This is a genomic window from Ochrobactrum sp. BTU1 (genome assembly GCA_018798825.1).
Taxonomy (GTDB): Bacteria; Pseudomonadota; Alphaproteobacteria; order Rhizobiales; family Rhizobiaceae; genus Brucella.
Genome location: CP076354.1, coordinates 2,258,740 through 2,277,480, shown reverse-complemented (window position 1 = coordinate 2,277,480; position 18,741 = coordinate 2,258,740). Strand labels below are relative to the sequence as shown.

The following is an 18,741-nucleotide window of genomic DNA, read 5'->3' as shown; positions in this document are numbered from 1 at the left end:
GGCCTAAGCCTCGCTCGCAAAGACCAGCGCATGGCCTGCATCGATGCCGAGCGTGATCTTTGCGCCCGGCGCAACTTCCTGCGGTCCATGAAAGACCATTTCCATACCGCTTTCAGTCCGCGCTATGCCGACATATTCACGGCCTCGATATTCAATCGTCTCGACAGTGGCAGCAATTGTGTTGCGGCCTTTTTCACCCGACACAACATCATCTCCGCGCGCCATGATAATGGCGCTACTTCCAGGCTGCAGCGTATCCATCGCGCGCCCTGTCAGTTCGCTGCCCGATACGTCGATTGTTGCCTGTCCGTCTTCGACGCGCACAACCTTGCCACTTAAAGCGTTGCGGAAGCCCATGAAGGCTGCAACATCCTGAAAGCGCGGGGCTTCATAAAGCTCATGCGGCTTGCCGACCTGCCGGATTTCCCCATCACGCAACACCACAATACGATCCGCGAGAGACAAGGCCTCATCCTGATCATGGGTCACATAGATTGTCGTCGAACCAAGCTGGTTATGAATACGTCTGATCTCAGCGCGCATCTCAAGTCGCAGCTTTGCATCAAGATTAGAGAGCGGCTCATCCATCAACACGACAGGCGGTTCAATCACGATAGCGCGCGCAATGGCAACACGTTGCTGTTGCCCGCCAGAAAGCTGGCCGGGGAGTTTTGCTTCCTGCCCCTGCAGTCTGACAAGTGCCAGCGCTGCTCGTGACCGCTTGTCTATTTCGGCTTTGGGAAGACCGCGCATCTTGAGGCCAAAGCCAACATTCTGCAGCACGTTCATATGTGGAAACAGGGCATAGTTCTGAAACACCATGCCGAAACCGCGATCTTCCGGTTTAAGCTGATCGACGCGTTTTTCATCAATATAGATACCGCCGCCGGTCGTACCCAGAAGACCTGCGATACAGTTAAGCGCCGTGGATTTTCCGCAGCCTGAAGGGCCCAGAAGGGCAATGAACTCACCTTTTCCAATCGTGAGGTTGATTTCCCTCAGCGCATTGAAAGTTCCAAATGAGCGGCTCATTCGATCAAGCCGAAGTTCTTGAAAGGACATTGACGCAAGCACCGTAAATTGAGTGGTGATCTTAGGCGGCTAATGGCGGACCGTATGATCCGCCATTGACGCTTTGGAGGAGCCTTAGCTGGCTGCGACGTCTTCGTCCCAGCGCCGGAAAGCAGCTACCAGAGCCTCCGGCTCAAGCGGCAACTCAATCGGATTGTTTGCAATCCAGTCGGCATATTCCGGACGACCAAACTCGGCAATCACGTCCTGGCTTTCCTTCGGTGCCATCTCGATCGTGACATCCTTAACCGCAGGACCAGGATAGAAATAGCCCGCATCGTAGGAATAGGCCTGCTGATCAGGCTTGAGCGCGAACTTGATAAACTCCATCAGGACCGCGACCTTTTCTTCGGAAACGCCTTTCGGAATTGCGAAGTAATGCGCGTCACAGACCCAGTGGAAACCTTCCAGTTTGCTGACTGCCATTTCTTTTGGAACAACGCCCAACGCACGCGGATTGATATCCCAACCGGTCGTAGTTGCGGTCATATAGCGCGTGCCTTCGCCGAGCTCTTTCATCAGAGCTCCGGTGCCGGCAGGATAATATTCGATATTCTTGTGCAGTTCCTTGAGATAGGCCCAGGTCTTGTCCCAGCCCTTGACCGGATCTTTCGGATCGCTGTCGCCAAGAAGGTAAGGCAGGCCCATCAGGAACGTGCGGCCCGGGCCTGAATTTGCCGGGCGTGCATAGATGAATTTGTTTGGATTTTCCTTGGTCCAGGCCAGAAGCTCTTCGGCCGTCTTTGGCGGCGTCTTGACCTTCTCAGGGTGATATTCAAGCAATGGACCGGACGGGTAATAGGAAACCACAACGCCTTTGCCCTTTGACATTTCCTGCATACGCCACGCGGGCTCAAGATAGATATCCTGCAATTTTGGCAGGCCATTGTCTGGAAGAGCAATGATATCGGTCCAGATATCGTCAGCAAGCCCTGCCGATAGCGCATCTGGGCCAATAATCACCAGATCGATATCGATACGGTTGGCGCGCTGTTGCGCCTTGATCTTGCCCGGCAGTTCCGGTGCTGGTGCTTTGTTGAACGTGAAGCGCGAAACGAGCGCTTTTTGTTCGGAAGCAAAATTGTCGAAAATCGGCTGCGTCAACGCGAGATTGCCAGCCGCGTCAATGACATTCAGGGCGACAGGCGATGATGGCAGCTTTGCCGATTGTGCCCATGCAGCACCCTTGGGCAGCAAAAGTCCTGCGCCAGTTGCAAGTCCGGCCCCCGCCATGAATGTGCGGCGTGAAATTCCTTTGGTCATGTTCTCCTCCACCTTTTTTACTTGTCCCGCACACACCGCTTCCTCCTGTCGGTACGCGCCGGTTTTCTATTTTTCAGACAATTGCATCGGTCTCCCAACCCGCAACGACCTTTTCGAGCGCCTTGCGGTCAGCCGTTTCAAGTTTAGGCAGGCCCGGTAGCCGCACATCGCCGACAGCAAGACCCTGAATTTGCAGTGCTTCCTTGACCACTGTGACGTTTGCACCATTGCGGTACTTGGTCCGCATAGTTTCAAAATCGGCGATGCTTTCAACAACGGCACGAGCACGGGCGTAATCGCCAGCTTCCAGCGCGTTCCACACAGCCAGCGAGCGGTCAGGAGCCACATTAACGAGACCGGATGTGAAACCCCGTCCGCCTAATGCGTAAAACGGCAGTGCCCAGCTTTCGGCGAGACCGCAAATCCAGGTCGCATCGGTTCCCTTGGTTGCACGGCAGCATTCAAAGAACAACATCGTGTTCTGCGATGCGAATTTCACACCGGCAACCTTCGGATGGGTTGCAAGCCGGACCATCTCGTCCAACGGGATCAGATCGGAGCGGATATAGGCAACAATCGGAAGGTCGGTGGCTTCTGCAATCTCGATAAAGTAATCGACCTGTGCATGAGGGGCAGCAAAGGGATCAAGCGGATGATGGATCATCACGCCATTCGCACCCTCAGCCTGTGCGGCTTTTGAGACCTTGATCGCATCGCGGACCGAGCGTCCGGCTGCGGCGGTTACCGCAGCTTTGCCATCAGCCGCTTTGACTGCGATTGCCTGCAGGCGGATCACTTCATCCACAGTCATGCTGTAGAACTCACCGGTATTGCCGCCGGTGACGATGTTATGCACGCCAGCTTTTGCGATACGTGCAACAATTTCGGTGGTTAGTGCGGCATCAATCTCGCCATCTGTGTTATAGGCAGTCGCATGCACGCCCGAGATGCCTCTCAGCACCCCGCGGTATTCCGCTAAATTCATATTACCCTCCCAGGTACTGGTCAGAAGACCAGTTCGATATGTGTATCCCCCGCTTTCACGATATGCTCCCGCATCAATCGCTCGGCCAAATCCCCGTTTCTGGCCGTAATGGCCTGCATGATCGCTTCGTGTTCGCCAAATGATTGTCGACGCACATCTTCGCGAGACAGCACCGTTACCCGTGCCGCATGATCATACATCCGCTGCGCATTTTGCAGCCGTCGCAGATATTCGCATCCCGATGCCTCGTGAATGGCATCATGAAATTTCTCATTGAGCTCGATCAGCGCATCCACATCACCGGATTCAACAGCGGCCCGCATTTCCTCAATGACTGCGCGAAGAAAGGCAAAAGCTTCTTCATCGCCGTGTTTTGCAGCCTGACGCGCGATAATGCTTTCAAGCGCTGCACGCGCCAGCGTCATCTCTTCGGCCTGTCGCGCATTGAACGAAACAAACGTACCGCGTCGCGCTTCCGTGCGTACCAGCCCCTCACCCTCCAACTGGCGAAGCGCTTCTTTCAAAGGACTGGTGCTGATACCCAGATCAGCAGCCAACTGTCGCTCATTCAATCTGTCGCCGGACTTCAGCCGACCCGAAATGATCGCCTCCCGCAGATCGTCATGCACATGATCTCTAAGGCTCTTCACCTTGATCGGTGAAAATGGGGAAACACTGTCACGCAAGGGCGCACCTGCTTGTCATCCGAAATTACTACGCAATCTTGGAGCAGCTGATTAAATATGTCAATATCTGATGTATCAGACATCAGATATGCAATTTACAAGATTTTCCAGTTGATTACAAAGCTCATTAGTCATTGAATTAATTATGTTTTCTTCAGAAAATCAAAAATAGGCGAACCACTGAAGAGACGCGTAAAACAGACAGGATAAAAAAGTAGCTGCCATGAGCGGCAAAGCATTTGCCATTCATAGCAGCCAAAAGAAGACAGAATCGTTGCGGTTAGCGAGCCAAACCTGCCGCTAACAAATATTGAACCGATTGCTGGATTTTGTTCTTATCCCGCAATTCGAGAATAAGGCGTGGATTGCTTTCCAGCTTCGACAAAGCTGCAAAAACAGCGTGCCAGCGGATCGTGCCTTCGCCGATCGCCCAATGGCGATCTGCATGGCCGTCAGCGTCCTGAAGATGAACATGCTCAAGACGATTTCCCGCGCGGCTGATGAAATAATCAACCGGATGCGCGCCCATGGAGCCATAGGCAAAATGCGCGTGCCCCGTATCAACGGAAACGGCTACAGACTTCGACTGGAAACTATCAGCCAGAATACGGCGCAGGTCTGGATCGATATCTTCGATATTTTCGATCACAAGCGTGCAGCCAACTTCTTCAGCACGTTTTACGACTGAAGCAAGTGTGTCATGGGCATAGTCAACAATGTCCTCAGCGCTGCCCGCCACATTGTCGCGATTATTGTTGAACCAGAAATTATAAGGGCTGTGTACGACCATCTGCGTCGCGCCGATATATTCACAGACTTCGAGACCCTGCAGGTAGCGCTCGCGAACAATCTTGCGAATGTCTTCATCCGCGTTCGACATGTTAAGTCCCCAGAACGGACCATGGATGCCAAGGCGTCCCTGATAGCCATCCAGAAGCGTTTTGATGCGGTTTGCAGGGGTTTGCCAATCACCCTTCAACAGGCTGACATCAAAGAAATCCTGGATTTCCAGATCGCGGTTTTCAGAAACGATAAAATCGAGATGGTTTTCGAGATAGGACAAAGGCACGGCTGCGCCGAGCAGCGGCAGATCAGACATGGGATTTTTCCTGCGTTTGGCTGGATGGATTTGAGGAATTGAGATCTTCAGGCGGGTTGTTCAGCAAGGGCATGTCGCGATGCGACAACCAGATCAGGACTGTCAGACGTGATGTAAGCGACGTCTCTCTGCATCCAGCGATCAATCAGCGCGCGATCATTCAGTGTCCAGACGCCAAGGCGTTCCTTGGGGAAAAGCGAGGTGATGCGCTCAAATTCGGCTTCAAACAGCGCGTGATGAACGCCGACATAATCGACCAGAGGTTCAACACTGGTGAAGAAATGCTCCAGCCCACCATTGCGCTCGACCCATTCAGCGTTGAGTGACATCAAACGTCTGATCTGTGGAGCAACTTCGGCACAGCGTTCAACGACACTGCGGTCGAAAGAGTGCAGAACGACACGTTCTTCGATGCCGCGTGCCTTGATGATTTCGACAGCCTTCTCAACCAGTCCTTCATATGGCTTGCCGTCTGAGCCAGACTTCAGCTCAACATAGAGATCGAGTTGAGGCTTGGCTGCGAGCACATCCAGCACTTCTTCAAAGGTCGGGATATGATCGTCGGTGATGACGCCCTGTTCGTCTTTCAGATGAATGGTCCGACGGGTCTCATCATCCAGTTCGCGGACATGGCCCTGCGCATCGGTCGTGCGTTCGAGCGTGCTGTCATGGATTACCAGAATCTGACCGGCACTTGTCAGATGAAGGTCGAACTCGACGCTATCGACGTCGAGTTTCTGCACATTTCTGAAACCTGTCAGCGAATTTTCAGCCCATAGATTGCGTGCGCCGCGATGTGCCATGATCTTTTTCATTGCGATATTCCTATTGAACGGTTGGGTCCAGCTTGTCGCGCAGCCAGTCCCCGAGCAGGGAGATTGAGAGGGTTGTCAGCACGATGACCATCGCCGGTGCCAGCATGATCCATGGTGCCTGCGTTAGATATTCACGCGCAAAGCCAACCATGTTGCCGAGTGAGCTTTCGGGTGGCTGCACGCCGAGGCCGAGAAATGAGAGGCCCGATTCCATCAGAATGATTTCCGGGAACGTCAGGGTCATCGACACGATCAGTGTGGAGGCGACATTGGGCAGGATATGGTGAAAATAGACGCGAAAAGGCGTCGCCCCCAGTTGTACGACAGCACTCGCATAACCCTGGGCACCGGCGGAAATCGCAAGACCACGTGCGATGCGTGCATAGCGCTCCCAGCCATAAAACCCCATGAGACAGATAAGCAGCGTCATCGAGTTGCCGAAGAACGCCAGAACGGCAAGTGCCAGCACCATGAACGGAAGTGCTGCCTGAAAATCGGCCAGCATCAGCACCACCTGCTCAACCCAGCCGCGGAAGCGTGCAGCCAGAAAGCCGAGCAGCGTTCCAAAAAATGCTGAGAGGATCGTCGCACCAAATGCGATGATTAGGGAAACACGGATCGACTGCAAAAGACGCGAGTAGACATCGCGACCAAGCTCGTCCGTGCCCAGCCAATGACCGGGCGTACCAAGTGGAACAAGACGCGCCATCAGATCCATTTTGGTGATCGGATAGGGCCGGAGAAGATCGGCAAAAATCACTACAAAAAGCATCAAAGCAAGCCAGAGGATCGCGAATGCAACGCTTGCCGGTACTGACTTGCGCAGACGGGTAATAAGCCCCGGCGCCCGGATTGCGGTCGTGCTGTGAAGAGCTGTGTCGGTCATCCTCAACCTCCCTTAATGCGCAGCCTTTGATCTCAGGCGCGGATCAAGAACACCGTAGAGAACATCGACAATGAGATTGGAGACAACCATGCAGCTTGCGATCATCAGAAGAAGACATTGCACAACTGCGAGGTCACGATTGGCAACCGAGACGACGAGCAAACGCCCAACACCCGGCCATGAAAAGATGGTCTCCACGACAACCGCACCGGCAATCAGCGAGCCGACCATGAAGCCCACAATGGTGACAATGGGCACAGAGGCGTTAGGCAAGGCGTGTTTCCACACCACATCATGCCAGCTTACACCCTTGGCCGAAGCTGTGCGGATATAGGGGCGGCCCAGAACCTCGATCATCGCTGAACGCGAAAACCGGGCGAGAATTGCCGTGCCGCCAATCGCGATGGTGAGCGTTGGCAGGATGCCGTGTATCCACGTATCGCTGCCACCTGATGGCAGCACACCCAGCTGGATAGAGAAGATCAGAACCAGCACGAGACCGAGAACAAAAGACGGCACCGTGAAACCAAGAATGGAAAGCGTGATAACACCACGATCCGCAAAACCCTGGCGATGCAACGCGGCATAGACGCCTGCAGGAATACCAAGGCAGAGCTTGATGATCAGTGCTGGTATCGTGATTTGAAGGGTAGCCGGAACGCGCTGCAAGACCAGATCCATCGCCGATGCCTTGTCGCGCATGGAGACGCCGAAATCAAAACTCAGTATCCCTTTGAGATAAGAGAGATATTGAACCCATAGCGGGTCATCCAGCCCCCATGCCTTGCGAAAAGCATTGATGGATTCCTGCGGTGCATCGGGGCCAAGCATGATCTGCGCGGGGTCACCAGACATGCGCAGCACAACGAAAGCGAAGGTCATAACCAGAAACACTGTGACCACTGCACGAAAAAAGCGGGACGCTATATAAGAAAACATTCAAGCCTCACGCTGCAGTTTTAACCGGCTCGACAAAGTGACAGGCCGTCCTGCGGTCGTAACCGGAAACTTCAAGATCAGGCATTGTGGTCGGACACTGAAACCCAGCCATCGGACAACGGGGATGGAACACACAACCATCCGGTCGATTAGCTGGATTGGGTGGTTCGCCCTTCAGGATCATGCGATGTTCAAGCCGTTTGCCGGGAACAGGCACGGAGGAAACGAGCGCTTTTGTATAGGGATGTTGTGGTGTTTCAAAAATGACGCCGGAGCTTGCTTCCTCGACGATCTTGCCGAGATACATCACCGCCACGCGGTCGCAGATATTACGCACCACCTTGAGATCATGGCTGATGAAAACCATGGCAACGCCGTGGCGTTCCTGCAAATCACGCAGCAGATTGACGACCTGCGCCTGAATGGAAACATCAAGTGCCGAAACCGGTTCATCGCAGACCAGCAGTCGTGGACTTGTTGCCAGTGCCCGCGCGATGATGACACGCTGGCGCTGGCCACCCGACAATTCATGCGGATAGCGATCTCCCTGATCGCGGCGGAGACCGACCGATATCATCAGTTCTTCGATACGTTCTTTAAGCTCTGTGCCTCGGGCCATGCCATGAATCTGCAAAGGCTCGCCGATTTGCGAGGCAATCGTCAGCCGTCGATCAAGCGCTGCAAGTGGGTCCTGAAAGACCAGCTGCATTTGCGCACGCAGCTTCCGCCATTCAGGCGTATTGCGCGGCGGCAACGGCTTTCCGTCAAAAAACACCTGCCCTTCGCTGGCGTCATCAATGCCAAGCAACATGCGGCCAAGGGTGGATTTGCCGCAACCAGATTCCCCTACGATACCCAGTGTTTCGCCGGGCTTGATCGTCAGGCTGACACCATCAACCGCTTTGACCGGATCAGCTTTTCTGAAGATACCGCCCGCCTGATAGGTCCGGACCAGATTGCGTGCTTCCAGAAGGTAACTCATGCTGCCGCTCCTTCTGACTTTAGCGCACCCGCTATATTTGCCGCATCCGTATAATGGGTATGCAACACGTCTGCTGCGTTGAAACACGCGACTTTCTGTCGGCTTAATTGACGGAGATCGGGGATGTGTTTTTCACATTGCTCGCTGACTTGCGGGCAGCGCGGAGCAAAGGCGCAGCCCTGTGGCAGGTTTCGCGGATCGGGAACCGTACCCGGAATGGCTCGTAGTCTTTCGCGACCACCATCGAGCCTTGGAATGGCATCGAACAGACCGAGTGTGTATGGATGTTTTGGCGTCTCGAACAGTTCTGCAGTTTGTCCGCTTTCAACAATCCGGCCCGCATACATCACTGACACGCGCTCGCAAATCTGACTCACCGCGCCAAGGTCATGGCTGATGAACACGATTGCCATGCCGGTTTCCTGCCTGATTTCATTCAGAAGATCGAGTATCTGCGCCTGAATGGTGACATCGAGTGCAGTGGTTGGCTCATCGGCAATCAGCACATCCGGCTCACCGGCCAATGCGATAGCGATCATGATCCGCTGACACTGGCCACCTGAAAATTCATGCGGGAAAAGATCAAACCGTCTCGCAGCATCCGGAATGCCAACCCGCTCCATAAGTTTGACTGCTTCAAGCCGCGCTGCACTGCCCTTCAATCCACGATGAAGAGACAATGATTCCACAATCTGCGGGCCAACTTTCTTGACCGGATTAAGCGACGAGCTTGGATCTTGAAAAATCATTGCAACGCGACCGCCACGAACGCTTTCCTGCGCATGGCGGGGAGCACCAATCAGCTGTTGACCATCAACAACCACTGAACCGGAAACAGATGTTTTTCCCGGCAAAAGCCCAAGAGCTGCCAGCCAGGTTACGGATTTTCCGCACCCCGATTCCCCAACCAGACCCAGAGTTTCACCCCGGTCGATGTCGAGATTGATACCGTGCAGAACCTGCACACCGTTGAAAGAAACCTTTAAATCCCGAATGGAGACGAATGCCACCGTCTTCTCCTTTCGCTCGGTCAATCGCGGTTACTGGCGATTTTTCAGATGCATTTCATGAAGAGGAAAATGGCTGACGCGTAAACGCGTCAGCCATTCATCAGGATCAGACGTTCCAGTTGTTCGAACGGAAATCCATGGCGAATGCCGGAGCAGCCTTCCACTTCAGTTCCTTCTTCATGCCGGTAAACACGGCATTCTGATGCAGGATGTTGTAAACCGGATCTTCGCGCTCGCAGATTTCAAGCATACGCTTGATCGCCTTCTTGCGCTCTCCGCGATCGGTCGAAGTTTCCATGATAACCGACAGCTTGTTGACCTCTTCGTTCGACCAGTCCTTCTTCTGCTGGACTTCGCCGTTCGGGCCAAACTGAACCACCATTGGTGTGATCGGATCATTGATGTTGTTGGATGCCGACCAGTCACGGACACCCTTTGTGCCTGCTGGATCGTGAATCTGCGCCCAGTTTTCCTTCATCTCGATCTCGACATTGAGACCAACCTGCTTCCACATTTCCACCAGAACCTGAGCGGTTGGCGTCTGGTTGGTATAGTAGTTGTTGAGCAGGCGATAAGGAATCGCATCGCCCTTGTAGTTGGCCTGCTTGAGCAGATCGCGTGCCAGTTCAGGATCAAACTTCGGTGGCTCCCAACCTTCGATAAACATGTCGGAGGTGCTGAAGCTTTCAAACTGCAGACCTGCCGGAACAACGGTCTGGCCAGCCCAGAGCGAATCCACGATTGCCTGACGGTCGATCGAATGGGTCATCGCGCGGCGAACGAGCGGATCGCGCAGGACTTCGTTCTGCGTGTTGAAGATCGTTGTACGATGGTTCCAGATGGTCGAGCTTTGAACTTCAAGGCCTGGATTGTTGGCAACATTGCCAATCTGGTCAGGTGGAAGATCACAGGCGAAGTCGTACTGACCGGAAATGAGGCCGTTTACGCGGCTTGCTACTTCTGGCACTTCCACGAAGCGAATCTGCTGGAGCGGTGGACGACCACCCCAATATTCGTCGTGAGCCTCAAGAACGAGTTCTACGTCAGGCTTATAATCAGCAACCTTGTAAGGGCCAGTCGTGACCGGCTTGCGTGCCCAATCAGTATAGGATTTCGCTTCATTCCAGGCGCGCTTGTTGGCGATCTGCGAACCAAAGGCGTAGAGACGGCCTTCAAGGGTGACGTCAGGTGTCGCGTTGTGGAAACGCACGGTGTATTTGTCGACAGCTTCAACGCCGCGAAGAGCTGGCCACAGACGGCGCGAAATGCCTGGAATTGCGGCCGGCAGTTCTTTTTCAGTTTGCGGCTTGAAGTTTGCCTCGTAAAGCGTCTTGCCACCGGCAGGCTCAGTGCCTGCAAAAAGGCGCTCGTCCGAGAACGAGAAGACGACGTCTTCAGCCGTCAGTTCATCACCATTGTGGAACTTGACGCCCTGACGCAGCTTGAGTTCAATGGTTTTGTCGTCCAGACGCTTCCATTCGGTCGCAAGACCCGGAACAGGGCCCTGATTGCCCATCCAGTCACGAAGGATGAGACCTTCCCACAAATTCGGGAAGAAGACGCGCTCGCCAACATTCGACTGCTCGTTCCAGATGTCGAGCGTGTTGTTGTTGGTGATCTTCTGCACGGCAATCGTGATCGAACGGCGCTGATTGGCGCGACCGATGCTTGGAAGGATAAGGGTGCCGGCGGTGGCTCCCATCAGACCTAATGCGTGACGACGATTAATAAGCATTCTTTACCCCGAACGATGGCGACCACCGCATCAACGATGACCAGCTGTGAGACTGCACGGGGAAATAGGCCTCCTTTGTAACAGGATTTTCTCAGTTCATTGAAGCTTTCTTGAATGCACGCGCTTTTGATGCTGCATGAGCGCAACAAAAAACCCGGCTCAATGGCCGGGCTTTTCTTATTTTATAAGTTCAGCTGATTAAGCAGCAGAAGCCTTGATCCAGTCAGCAAGGCGGCTCTTTGGAGCAGCGCCAACCATGTTGGCGGCAAGTTCGCCATCCTTGAACATCAGAAGCGTCGGGATCGAACGCACGCCGAACTGTGCTGCGAGTTCTGGATTTTCGTCGATATTGACCTTGGCGATCTTGACCTGTCCAGCCATTTCAGCGGCGATTTCGTCAAGAGCCGGAGCGATCATCTTGCAAGGACCGCACCATTCAGCCCAGAAATCAACGACCACAGGCTCGCTCGACTGAAGAACGTCCGACTGAAAATTGCTGTTATCGACCTTTACGGTTGCCATAGGGCTATCCTCATATCTGTTTGAGAGCATAAGACTCATCGAGAAACTGCTCATTTGACCATATCATGTGGCGTGTCAGCCCGCATTCGTCAAGCTCTGGTTGCTCACCTTTCCTTGAGAGTCACTGAGAGCCTTCAATGCTTCATTGAGCACGTTTTCCGGCAATGGCAGCAAATACGGGCCTTCCGTGAAGAGCAAAGCCACTTCAACAACCCTTCCCGGATAAAGAGGCGCAAGCAATTCCCGATAAAGCGCCAGCTGTGCGCGATAGGCAAAAGGCACAGTTTCAACGGTCTGTGGTGGAGGTCGATTGGTTTTATAATCCACAATCAGCACGCGGTTTTCATCAACGCTGATGCGGTCGATCTGACCCGAGACGGCATGGTCTTTTCCGCCGAGATTGATCGTGCCCATGACCGCCACTTCACCACGCGATCCGCGAGCAAAAACCGGCGCAAACTTTGGATCGGCCAGAATTGTTGCAACACTCGCCCAGGCTTTCGCGCGTTCAGCTTCCGGCCAGTCGGCAGCAATGCGTGCCAGATAATCCTGTGCAAGCTTCTCGCGCTCATTCGCGGTCACTTCTGGCAGATATTGCAACAGCATATGGATCGCCGTACCGCGACGAAGAGCAAATGCAGACGTCTCGCCGCCCTGTCCCAGAACCGGCGACAGCGTATCAAGCGGTGGCTCCTCATCCGCTTCAATCAGTGCTGATGCACCCGATGGCGCCAGCGGACGCGGCAACCCCGGTTCCGGCTTTATGGGCTTGAGATAGTCGAGCGGCAGCGGTGGCAGCTCTGCTGCTTTCGCCACTTCAGGCTCTGCAATCTCAGTGAGACCGCGCGGCGTGTTGCGATAGCGCCGGGCGGCAACACCCGATACCGGATGCACAAAGGTCTCAGCCTTGGTTGTGAGCGCATCTTCAACCAGCCTGTGCCATGTCTCGCCGCTTTCACGCGAACCACGATAGCCACAGACAATCAACTTATCTTCAGCACGCGTCATGCCTACATAGAGCAGGCGGCGATATTCTTCTTCCGCACGAGCCTTCAAGCCTTCAATCTGTGACGCCAAAAAGCCGGTCTGATAGCCAGCGTTGGGCTGCCAGAGATAGCCTTTGACCTGTGGCCCGTCATTGCTGAGATCAAACGGGATCAGCTTGGGCGCGCGTGTTCCGCTCCAGACGGCATTACCCGGATCAACCAGAAACACCACAGCACCCTCAAGCCCCTTGGCGGCATGAACCGTCATGATACGTACTTCGTTGCGGCCCTGATCAAGTTCGCGCTTGATCTGCGGCGAGGCGGCATCAAGCGTTTCCAGAAATGCCTGCATACCCGGCAGACCAGCGCGTTCAGCCGAAAGCGCATAGTTCTGGAATTCATCGATAATATCGCCTGCTTCCGGTCCAAGCCGCGCCAAAAGCTTACGTCTTGCACCATCTGCGCTGAGAATCCGCGCATAGAACTCGAAGATCGGCATGGTGTCGGCCATATTGCGCCAACGGCTCAGCGTCTTATGAACGCCGATCAGTGCCGGGTCTTCAAGGGATGCATGATAAAGGCGCTCAAACAGCGTTTCGCCGCTCTTGCGCGGATGGGCGAGCGCAAACAGTCTGTCATCATCCCAGCCAAACAGCGGGCTTTTGAGAAGCGAAGCCAATGACAAATCATCTGACGGCTGCAACACGAAACGCCCCAGCGCCATCAGATCCTGAATGGCGATGTGGCTTGTAAGCTTGAGGCGGTCGGCACCAGCCACCGGCACATGGCGCTCTTTGAGTGCGCGCGAAAGCGCTGGCATGAACTGATCGCGCTTACGAACCAGCACCATAATATCTTTCGGCGCAAGTTTGCGGTTCTGGCCCGGAATGGTTTCGCCGCGGTCAAGCCAGTAGCGAATGGTTGCTGCAATCTGTTCGGCGAGTTTGATAGCTGGAGCTTGCAAATGATCGACCGGCACGCGCCAGTCGTCGGGCTCCTCCACCTCTTCCGGCGTCAGCATATCCCAGATTTCCACCTCGCCCGGCTCATTATCGCGAATGGCGGAGTGAACAGTGGCACCTGACAAGCCGCGATTGGCCTCGGGACGAGCAAAAACTTCGTCCACGGCCTGCAAAACATCAGGGGCCGAACGGAACGAGAAATTGAGGCTTACGCGCTCGAATTTAAGCTCTGCATCCTGTGCCCGGAGGCTGACCGCCCTGCCCTGTGCAGCAAAGTCTTCCGGCACTGCGCCCTGAAACGAGTAGATCGACTGTTTTTCATCGCCAACGGCAAACAGCGTACGCTGCACATTACGCTGACCGAGGCCCGAGAAAAACTCTTCCGACAACATGCGGATGACCTGCCACTGATCGGGGCTGGTATCCTGTGCTTCATCGACAAGAATATGATCAATGCCACGATCAAGCTTATACTGTACCCATTGCCCCGCCCCATCACGCGCCAGAAGCGCCACCGTGCGGGTAATCAGGTCTTCAAAGTCGAGCAGGCCGCGCTTGCGCTTCAAATCATGATAGCGCTGCAGGAGATTATCAATGAGTGTGAGCCCGGCCAGATTTAGCCGGATAAGCCGCAACTCCTTGATCTTGTCGAGACCGAGTTCAACACGCATTGCTGCGGCATTAAAATCTTCCTCGAAATCCGGCAGCAGCTTTTTGACCGCAGCCGAGCCGACATAGGAACCGGATTTTGCTTCGCCGGTGGCTTTCAGGAAGGAAGCGCGCAGAACGGCTTCCTTGTCGAAGCTGCTTTTGACCTTGTCATATTGCTTGAGCTGCAACGCAAAATCATGTGCGCGTGCCGCACCCTTCTGGATCGACAAAATGAGATCGAGTGCATCGTCTGAAAATTCCGGCACCGGCCACATATCATCCAGCAAATCGGATTCGCGCGTGTCTGGCCGAAAACGGAAATGCCTGTGCAAAGTCTCGCTGCGCTCATCCGCATTACCAAGCGCAGAAATGTATTGCTGCAAGCCATTGCGGCGACCAACAGCCTCATCAAGCAGTGCCTGCAAACCCATCTCGCCCGCTGCCTGCATGACATCGGCAAAGGCGTTTGCCAGTTCCGGATCACCGCCGCCGTGCGCGGTCTCAAGCAGGGTGCGTCGCGCTTCGCCGACAAGAGCCACCTGCATAAGATCGTCCATCATCTCGAAGTGGCCTGCAATATTCGCCTCAAGCGGGAACTGATGCAGGATGGCTTCGCAAAATGCGTGGATGGTCTGGATTTTCAACCCGCCCGGCGTTTCAAGCGCGCGCGCAAAAAGCCTGCGTGCCACCGCAAGCCGTGTCGCTCCCGGGCGCCTGCCTTCGAGCTTGACAAGCCTGTCAGCCAGATCCTCATCCGGCAACATTGCCCATTCGGACAATCGCGCAAAGACGCGGTTTTGCATGACGGCGGCTGCCGCCTTGGTATAGGTCAGGCAAAGGATTTTTGATGGATCAGTGCCTTCGAGCAGCAGCCGGATAACGCGCTCGGTCAGAACGTGAGTCTTACCCGAACCGGCATTCGCCGACACCCAGACAGAGGCCAGCGGATTGGCGGCACTGGCCTGCGCGTCGATTGTTTCCTTTGGAATGACACGTTGTTTTTTCATTCGCCGCCCTCCCCGCCAGCATCACCACCAGCGGACCATTCCAGCACGCGTGCAAGATGATCATAATCGCCAGTCAAATCTGTCTCACGAAAAGGAAGCGCGCGGGAAAGATAACCCTTAGCCGGATTCTGATATTCAGCAAGCAGCTGCGCCAATCGTTGCCATGCCTCTTCGCCAAGGGCGGGTGCGGTCTTTTCAGATGGTGGCCGACCGATCTTCAAAATCGATTCCGGCTTCACCTCGCCGCCTGCCCGCAAGCGCACATAGGTCAGATCAGACGCGCGAACCGACCCCAGTTCGCGGAACGCACCGCGCACGAGAAGGGCTGCTTCAAGCGCCAGCTGTGGCGACAAGAGGACATGCGCCTGTCGTGGCGATGGCGTGGAGCCGGTCTTATAGTCGATCACTTCCGCAGTTCCATCGCGCATCAGATCGATACGATCGGCACGGCCCGACAAAGTGATGCCAAGACTTTCAACCTCGCGCTTATCCGACGAAATTTCGGCAAAGCGGGTCTGAACATTATACGCGCGTTCCCGCTCCCATTCGAGGAATTGCGGAATAAGAGCGGTAAAACGCGGCCACCAGACTGCTTCGATCTCAATGGGCAGATCCATTTCGCCAAAGAAATGCCGGCCAAACTCTTCAAGTTGCGCGCTCGCATCCGGTGCCAGCGGATCAAAGCCCTCTTCTGTGAAATGTCCAAGAATGTCGTGAAAAAGCGTTCCACGTTCTGCGGCTGCCGGATCGCGGATCAGCGGCTCCAGCGGACGCAACTTCAGAATCTTTTTGGCAAAGATCGCATAAGGATCGCGACGAAGGGTTTCGATTTCCGTGACAGAAAAATGCTTGGGTCGCGCGCTTACAGGCGGTGCCGGTTCCGGGCGTTTGACAAAAGGCACGTCAGGTGCCTGATCGATTTCACGCGCCCAATGGATAAAACGTTGCCCACGTGAGCGCATATCCTTGGTCACATCTGAACCCAGCACCGTTTCAAGCCGCTGCAACCAACGCGACGGAATCGTCGGCGCATTATCAGAACGCTGCGAACGCGAAAGCACGACATGATCCATGCCAAGAGCCATCTGGAAATCGTGTGCTGCAAGGCCGGTACGGCGCTCAGGTGGATCAAGCGCGATCATCGCCTTCATAGGGCGCGACATGAACGGGTCGTTGCGCGTCTTGGCGGGCCATGTGCCTTCGTTGAGACCACCGATCACCAACGTATCCATGGTCTGCAAACGCGCTTCCAGCGCCCCCCAGATGAAGACGCGCGGATGGCCACCTGGATGCGGCTTGACGGTTTCGCCCGACATCAGAGCTTCAAGAATTGCGGGCCATTCAATAGCCTCAAAGTCCAGTCCCGCTTCGCTCGCCACAAGCTGACGCAGAAATGAAGCCAGCTTCTCACCATGCTCGCCGGAATAATAACGTGTGACGCTTTCGCTTTCATCACGCGCCAGATTTTCCAGCGCTTCCACAGTTGCCCGTGTAATCTCGCCAATATCCGTTCGCCGGTTAATGGTGGCAAAAGGTGCAAGCGGCGCAATAGCTTCCGACAGGCTCACGCAAAGCGCGCGCGCCGCTTCGATCATGTCAGGCGTAACAGTCGCGTGCCATGCCGGTTGCCATGACTGGCTGGCGCTTTCTTCCATGCGGCGATCGAAAAAGCCGGGAAGATCAATGATCGATGCCCTGCCCGTACCGCCACGGAACGCCACCAGTTCGAGCGTTTCCGCAGCCAGTCGCCGCTCGATACGCTTGCCGCCAAGCCGTAGCATCGGGTGCTTGACCAACGCTAACAGAGCCACCGGATCGCCGGGGTTGAACACGGTTTCGACCATGAGGCGCATCAGCGTCGCGGTTTCGATATCGCGCAAATGGCGACCGCCGGAATCATCGGCGTCGATGCCAAAGCGGGCGAGTTCGCCCACCACGCGGCGCGCGAGATTTCTATCGGCAGTAACCAATGCTGCAGTCTTGTTTTCATCACTGATCGCATCGCGCAGCGCCAGGGCCACTGCCAGCGCTTCCTCACGCTCATTGGCGGTTTCAATCAGATCGATCTTTTGAGCCGATTGCAGCAATCTTTGGGGCTGCATATCCGCATCGCGGTTGAGCAGGCTCCATGCATCGGTGGTTTCCGCCGGGCGCAGTGCTTCGCTGACCACACGCTCCAACACGCGCTTGTTAACCGGCATATCTTCGATATGCTCGACATCTTCGCGTAATACGCCAATAGCCTGCAACAGCTTGTGGAGACCATATTGCGGATGGCCAAAGGTGGACGGATTATCATCCGAAGCTCCCAGCAGGTTCCAAGCGCCTTCATCAAGATCACGGTCCAGTCCCGGCAGAACCACAGCACCTTGTGGTAATCGGGCGATGACTGAAACAAGCTCGGCAGTCGCGGGAATGGAGCCTGTGGAACCAGCCGCAATCACAGGCCCTTGCGGCGGATGATCGCGCAGTCGCCGCACCTCGCCCCAGATCAATTCATTGCGGTGCGCTGCCGGATTGGACAGCTTGCGCTCTTCCAGAATTTCCGGCCAGAGTTTCGTGACAATATCGAGAAAACCGAGCGTAACCTGCCACCAGTCGGCAAGGTCATCGGGCGCAATGCTGGCAAGCTCGCTCCATTTGGCATTGTCGGTTTCGACCTGATCCATCAGGCCAGCCAGATCACGCGCAAGCCAAATCGCGTCAGAGGTTGTTGCGGGAACCGAAACATCATCGACGCCAAACAGCGCCCGCACATGCGCAGGCAGCGATTCTCGCCATGGACGAATGAGCCGCGCCAGCAGCAACAGCCGTTCAGCCTTGCCAATTGGCGGATTAAGATCGAATACGCCGCTTGTGGCCGCATTGAAAAAAGCTGCATCTTCATCCACATCGCCCAGCGGGCGAATGGTCGGAAGGATCGCAGATTTAGCCGGATTCATATCAACCAGAATGGAACGAAGCGCACGCGCCGCACGGCGCGTCGGCACATAGATAGTCGCGTTCGCTAATGCCAGCGGATCAGAGGCATCACCCGGAAAGCCTTCAATCAGGCGACCTTCCAGAAGTGCCTTGGCAAAGGCTGGTAGAAAAGCTGTGCCGGATGGAATGGAAAAAAGCTTCGGCCTCGTAATGGTCATTC

General features: G+C 55.1%; 14 protein-coding genes. All 14 read right to left on the bottom strand.

Annotation, left to right across the window (positions count from 1 at the left end; all coding sequences use genetic code 11):
- Window positions 1-3: 3 nt before the first annotated feature.
- The gene (locus tag KMS41_10985) at window positions 4-1,062 is read right to left on the bottom strand and encodes an ABC transporter ATP-binding protein (GenBank protein QWK77587.1); all 1,059 of its coding nucleotides are present in this window, start codon (window positions 1,060-1,062) and stop codon (window positions 4-6) included.
- 84 nt (window positions 1,063-1,146) lie between these two features.
- Window positions 1,147-2,334: an extracellular solute-binding protein gene (locus KMS41_10980; GenBank protein ID QWK77586.1), complete on the bottom strand. Its 1,188-nt coding sequence runs from the start codon at window positions 2,332-2,334 to the stop codon at window positions 1,147-1,149.
- A gap of 73 nt (window positions 2,335-2,407) precedes the next feature.
- On the bottom strand, window positions 2,408-3,319 hold the full coding sequence (locus KMS41_10975) for a dihydrodipicolinate synthase family protein (protein QWK77585.1): 912 nt from the start codon (window positions 3,317-3,319) through the stop codon (window positions 2,408-2,410).
- A 20-nt stretch (window positions 3,320-3,339) separates the two neighbouring features.
- Window positions 3,340-3,948: a GntR family transcriptional regulator gene (locus tag KMS41_10970; protein ID QWK78853.1), complete on the bottom strand. Its 609-nt coding sequence runs from the start codon at window positions 3,946-3,948 to the stop codon at window positions 3,340-3,342.
- 337 nt (window positions 3,949-4,285) lie between these two features.
- A complete protein-coding gene (locus KMS41_10965) occupies window positions 4,286-5,104 on the bottom strand; it encodes a sugar phosphate isomerase/epimerase (protein ID QWK77584.1) in 819 nt (272 codons plus the stop codon).
- Window positions 5,105-5,151: 47 nt separating this feature from the next.
- Entirely contained in the window at window positions 5,152-5,919 is a 768-nt protein-coding gene (locus tag KMS41_10960; GenBank protein QWK77583.1) for a glycerophosphodiester phosphodiesterase, read from the bottom strand.
- Window positions 5,920-5,929: 10 nt separating this feature from the next.
- Complete coding sequence (locus KMS41_10955; GenBank protein ID QWK77582.1) at window positions 5,930-6,805, bottom strand: ABC transporter permease; 876 nt, start codon at window positions 6,803-6,805, stop codon at window positions 5,930-5,932.
- Between the two features lie 12 nt (window positions 6,806-6,817).
- Window positions 6,818-7,744 (bottom strand): ABC transporter permease, encoded by a 927-nt coding sequence (locus KMS41_10950; protein QWK77581.1) that lies wholly within the window; start codon window positions 7,742-7,744, stop codon window positions 6,818-6,820.
- Window positions 7,745-7,751: 7 nt separating this feature from the next.
- A complete protein-coding gene (locus KMS41_10945) occupies window positions 7,752-8,726 on the bottom strand; it encodes an ABC transporter ATP-binding protein (GenBank protein ID QWK77580.1) in 975 nt (324 codons plus the stop codon).
- Complete coding sequence (locus tag KMS41_10940) at window positions 8,723-9,736, bottom strand: ABC transporter ATP-binding protein (GenBank protein ID QWK77579.1); 1,014 nt, start codon at window positions 9,734-9,736, stop codon at window positions 8,723-8,725. The genes KMS41_10945 and KMS41_10940 overlap by 4 nt, the downstream gene beginning before the upstream one ends.
- Window positions 9,737-9,842: 106 nt before the next feature.
- Window positions 9,843-11,471, bottom strand: a complete 1,629-nt coding sequence (locus KMS41_10935; protein ID QWK77578.1) for an ABC transporter substrate-binding protein — start codon at window positions 11,469-11,471, stop codon at window positions 9,843-9,845.
- A 198-nt stretch (window positions 11,472-11,669) separates the two neighbouring features.
- Window positions 11,670-11,993, bottom strand: coding sequence for a thioredoxin (gene trxA / locus KMS41_10930; protein QWK77577.1), 324 nt, complete (start codon window positions 11,991-11,993; stop codon window positions 11,670-11,672).
- A 75-nt stretch (window positions 11,994-12,068) separates the two neighbouring features.
- On the bottom strand, window positions 12,069-15,599 hold the full coding sequence (gene addA, locus KMS41_10925; GenBank protein QWK77576.1) for a double-strand break repair helicase AddA: 3,531 nt from the start codon (window positions 15,597-15,599) through the stop codon (window positions 12,069-12,071).
- Complete coding sequence (gene addB, locus KMS41_10920; GenBank protein QWK77575.1) at window positions 15,596-18,739, bottom strand: double-strand break repair protein AddB; 3,144 nt, start codon at window positions 18,737-18,739, stop codon at window positions 15,596-15,598. The genes addA and addB overlap by 4 nt, the downstream gene beginning before the upstream one ends.
- Between the last annotated feature and the right edge of the window lie 2 nt (window positions 18,740-18,741).